Genomic DNA, 2,242 nt, shown 5'->3' on the forward strand with positions numbered 1-2,242 from the left:
GGTCGCCCTCAACCTGATCCGACTCCACGCCTGGTGGAACGGCCACCCCATCGACCGGACCAGAACCACCCACCTCGCCCGCCTCGAACTCGCCCTGACAGCCTGACCGAATTAACCATCAGGGTCCCCAGAGCGTTCGCGGGCGGGGACGGGCGCTCCAGGAGGAGAACATGGCGCTCGAAAAGAACGATCGAGTGGGCTACCGCGACGGCCGGGAGGGCCGACACCACGGCCGTGTCGAGGAGGTTCGCGATCCGGGACCGCACGCGGTGTACCGGATTCGCAACGAGCTCACCAACGAGATCCAGGTCATCACGCAGGAGCAGATCGTCCAGGGAGCGGGCGAAACGGACGTGTGACCCGCGGCACCGCTCACGGCCGGTAGGTCGCGCCGTACGCGGTGTGTCACGCCCGTGCGTCACACGGCGTGCTCGGCACGTGATCCAGGCCCCCGACGACCGGGCCCTGGTGGGGACCCGGGCCGGTTCGGCCGTTCGCCGTGTAGGAGTATGTCGTGGTGAACGGAGACGAAGCAGCGGTGGTCACCACGACCGCGCACGAAGGCATGACCGTCGTCCGCCTGCGCGGCGATCTCGACGGGGAGAGCGCGCCGGGCCTGGCTCAGGCTCTCGTCGAGGCAGCGGCACGCGGGACTTCCCGCACGATCGTCGACCTGTCCCAAGCGGAGTTCGCGGACTCCTCCGTCCTTCACGCACTGTTCGACGCCCGGAAGGCTCACATGGCGGCGGGAGTGGTTCTCGTTCTCGCGGGCCCGCTGCAGGAGACGATCCGCCGACTGTTCGAGGTGACCGGGTCCGGACCGGCGTTCCGCATGACGGACTCCCTGGAGACCGCGATGACATGCTGAGCCCACGTTGTGCACATCTCCTGACCGAACCGGTGTGTCGCCACATGACACCCGCCACGATGGGCAGGCGATGACGGTATGAACGCGTCCACAGAAGCCGATGACAGCCGCGGCTCCGGAGACCGAAAGGACCGCGGTCACATGACCGTCGCGACACCGGCCCCTCACGCGCCGGCGCCACCGGCGGCCGATTCCACCCGCGTGCCGGCCACTGCGGCCGCCGCCCGCGCCAGGGTCTGCGACCTGCTGCGACGTGCGGGCATCAGCCTGGACAGCGTCACCGCCGCGGACACCCTCCTCGTCACCTCCGAGCTCGTCACGAACGCGATCCGCCACGGCGGCGGCCTCACCGCGTTCCACACCGAGATCGCGGACGACACCCTCCTGCTGTCCGTCGCGGACGCCAACCCCCACGCCCCCGAGCCCCGCACGGGCACCCCCGACCGGCCGGGCGGCTACGGATGGCCGCTCATCAAACGCCTCACCGAACGCGTCGACATCCGCAGCCACCTCGACGGCAAGACCATCAGCGCCGAACTTCGCCTGGCCTGAACCTGTTTCCTTCGACACGGGGGTACACGTCGTGCGGCCAGGTCAGCGGGCCGGGACCTGGGACCGCATCGAACCGGGCGCGGCGGCACCGGGTATGACGGCGGGGCCCACCCCCGGTGAAGGGGTGGGCCCCGTAGGCCTCGTGTCCGTACACGGGATCCGGTACGCCGGAGACGGTGGACCGGAGTCAGTGCGCCGGAGCCGCTACCAGCGGTACCAACGGCCGCTGCCTCCCTTGGGACGGGCGACGAATCCGATCAGCCACAGCACCAGCACGGCGATCGCGACCCACCAAAGGATCTTCACCGCGAAACCGGCACCGAAAAGGATCAGAGCGAGCAGAAGAACAAGAAGCAGGGGAACCATAGTTATCAACCTCCGAAGCGTCTTCTGCCCTGACGATCCCCGCGCATGCGTTCTTATTTAGGCGTTTCTTATCCGCCCAGGCGGGAAGCCGTACACCCTTTCCAGCACGTCTCGTTTGCCAGGGGACCCCCGTCGGCACGTTTGTCTCAGCAGAAGTGGGCAGACGTTCCTGTGTAAGCTTTCTCTACCGCTTGGAAGTGATGACCGTGTCCGGTGAAGAGAAGACCCAGGCCAAGACCGAGCAGGCCAAGGGCAAGGTCAAGGAAACCGCAGGCCGTCTCGTCGGCAATGAACGCCTCACTGCCGAAGGTCGCGCCGAGCAGGCCAAGGGCGATGCCCGCCAGGCCAAGGAAAAGGTGAAGGACACCTTCAAGCACTGATCCACCGAACGCCGCGCCCACGGGGCCGGTGACGACGGGGATGCCTGTCCGTTCGTCAGACCGGGACGATGCCCGC

At 67.8% G+C, this 2,242-nt stretch carries 5 protein-coding genes; 4 read left to right on the top strand and 1 reads right to left on the bottom strand.

All coding sequences use genetic code 11. The features are described from left to right. Nucleotides 1–170 precede the first annotated feature (170 nt). The 3 genes from OTB19_RS42525 to OTB19_RS42535 all read left to right on the top strand — a co-directional run bounded on the left by OTB19_RS42525 (nt 171) and on the right by OTB19_RS42535 (nt 1,420). Nucleotides 171–359 carry a hypothetical protein gene (locus OTB19_RS42525; protein WP_267804217.1) on the top strand — a complete coding sequence of 63 codons (189 nt, stop codon included), beginning with the start codon at nt 171–173 and terminating at the stop codon, nt 357–359. A 155-nt stretch (nt 360–514) separates the two neighbouring features. Next, the gene (locus tag OTB19_RS42530; protein ID WP_324290596.1) at nt 515–868 is read left to right on the top strand and encodes an STAS domain-containing protein; all 354 of its coding nucleotides are present in this window, start codon (nt 515–517) and stop codon (nt 866–868) included. A 141-nt stretch (nt 869–1,009) separates the two neighbouring features. Further along, on the top strand, nt 1,010–1,420 hold the full coding sequence (locus OTB19_RS42535; protein ID WP_267804219.1) for an ATP-binding protein: 411 nt from the start codon (nt 1,010–1,012) through the stop codon (nt 1,418–1,420). Nucleotides 1,421–1,624: 204 nt separating this feature from the next. On the opposite strand, the gene OTB19_RS42540 is transcribed toward OTB19_RS42535, so the two are convergent. Next, the gene (locus OTB19_RS42540; protein ID WP_037792689.1) at nt 1,625–1,786 is read right to left on the bottom strand and encodes a hypothetical protein; all 162 of its coding nucleotides are present in this window, start codon (nt 1,784–1,786) and stop codon (nt 1,625–1,627) included. Between the two features lie 200 nt (nt 1,787–1,986). On the opposite strand from OTB19_RS42540, the gene OTB19_RS42545 reads away from it, so the two are divergent. Next, nucleotides 1,987–2,166 (top strand): CsbD family protein, encoded by a 180-nt coding sequence (locus OTB19_RS42545; RefSeq protein ID WP_420717032.1) that lies wholly within the window; start codon nt 1,987–1,989, stop codon nt 2,164–2,166. Nucleotides 2,167–2,242: the final 76 nt, after the last annotated feature.

Source organism: Streptomyces sp. H27-H5 (assembly GCF_026627505.1).
Lineage (GTDB): Bacteria > Actinomycetota > Actinomycetes > Streptomycetales > Streptomycetaceae > Streptomyces.

Bases quoted from the DNA above. Each gene is read 5' to 3' on its own strand.
- OTB19_RS42535 (WP_267804219.1), top strand. From the start codon at position 1,010: ATGACCGTCGCGACACCGGCCCCTCACGCGCCGGCGCCACCGGCGGCC.
- OTB19_RS42545 (WP_420717032.1), top strand. From the start codon at position 1,987: ATGACCGTGTCCGGTGAAGAGAAGACCCAGGCCAAGACCGAGCAGGCC.
- OTB19_RS42525 (WP_267804217.1), top strand. From the start codon at position 171: ATGGCGCTCGAAAAGAACGATCGAGTGGGCTACCGCGACGGCCGGGAG.
- OTB19_RS42540 (WP_037792689.1), bottom strand. From the start codon at position 1,786: ATGGTTCCCCTGCTTCTTGTTCTTCTGCTCGCTCTGATCCTTTTCGGT.